This is a genomic window from Bradyrhizobium sp. Ai1a-2 (assembly GCF_000426245.1).
Taxonomy (GTDB): Bacteria; Pseudomonadota; Alphaproteobacteria; order Rhizobiales; family Xanthobacteraceae; genus Bradyrhizobium.
Genome location: NZ_AUEZ01000236.1, coordinates 1 through 1,318, shown reverse-complemented (window position 1 = coordinate 1,318; position 1,318 = coordinate 1). Strand labels below are relative to the sequence as shown.

General features: G+C 62.6%; 1 protein-coding gene and 1 pseudogene. Both read left to right on the top strand.

Features of this window, described 5'->3' with window-relative positions; genetic code table 11:
* Positions 1–551, top strand: a 551-nt coding sequence (locus K288_RS49210; RefSeq protein WP_152535993.1) for an integrase core domain-containing protein, incomplete at its 5' end; no start/stop codon positions are given.
* A 33-nt stretch (positions 552–584) separates the two neighbouring features.
* A pseudogene (locus K288_RS0143445) lies at positions 585–1,223 on the top strand (DNA-binding protein); the annotation flags it as partial.
* Positions 1,224–1,318: the final 95 nt, after the last annotated feature.

Below are 1,318 nucleotides of genomic sequence, written 5' to 3'. Positions count from 1 at the left end.
CCCATCCCCGCGCTCAACTGCATAGGTGCGTAGAAAGGAGCGCTTACGATGACGTGACCAAGGAGTGCCTGGGCGCTATTCCGGATACGTCGATCTCCGGCCGGCGCGTCGCCCGCGAACTGACGGCGATCGTCGAGCGACGCGGCAAGCCAGGAATGATCGTGTCCGACCATGGCACCGAGTTCACCTGCAATGCCATGCTCGCCTGGAGCAAGGACACAATCATCGACTGGCACTTCATTGCGCCCGGAAAGCCGATGCAGAACGGCTTCATCGAAAGCTTCAACGGCCGGATGCGTGATGAACTGCTGAACGAGACCCTGTTTTTCGATCTCGACGACACCCGCGCCAAGATCGCTCATTGGGTCGCTGACTACAATATCCGGCGGCCTCACTCGTCGCTGAAATACCTCACCCCCGCGGCCTATGCCGCCCAACTCACCGCAACGGACGGTCGGCTACGCAACCCCGACCAGCTCCGCCGATCGTCCGTTGCTCCACCCGCGCCACTTGGCGTACAAAACCCCAAGACTCTAACTGCTGCCGGATGAAAGTTCAGTGGCAGGTCAACGTCGGTCAATGTCGTGAAGCAGCGCCTGCGCCTCGCCTCGGTTTCGCCCGCACTGCTCGATGTCTATGCCGATGACGGCATGTCGCTCGAGCAGCTCATGGCTTTCACCGTCATCGCCGATCACGCGCGCCAGGAGCAGGTCTGGCAGGCGATCTCCGGGTCGTGGTCGAGGGAGCCGTATCAGATCCGCCGAATGCTGACGGAGATGACAGTGCGCGCCTCAGATCGGCGGGCCGTGTTTGTCGGCCTCGACGTCTACGAGGCGGCCGGCGGCGCGGTGCTGCGCGATCTATTCCAGTCCGATGACGGCGGTTGGCTCGAGGACGTCGCTCTGCTCGACCGCTTGGTCGCCGAGAAGCTGAAGGCAGAGGCGGAAACGATCGCTGCTGAAGGCTGGAAGTGGATCGAGGTCGCCGCAACCGATTTCGCGTACGGCCACACCCAGGGCTTGCGCGATCTGGACGGCGTGTCCGCTGATCTCACGGCCGAAGAGCAGACAACCATCGAGGCGCTCAACGCCGAATATGCCAGACTCGAAGCCGAGTATGACAGCGTAGCCGAGCTGCCCGACGAGGTTGACCAGCGACTTGGCGAGATCGAGACGGCTCTCGCCGCCTTCGACGATCGACCCGTCACCTATCAGCCGGCCGACTATAGCGCGACAATCAGGATGAGAGCGGCGCGTCAATCTAGATGAGACGAGGCGGCCGAGTCGGAGGATCATTGACGCTCGCGGCGGTTTTGGCA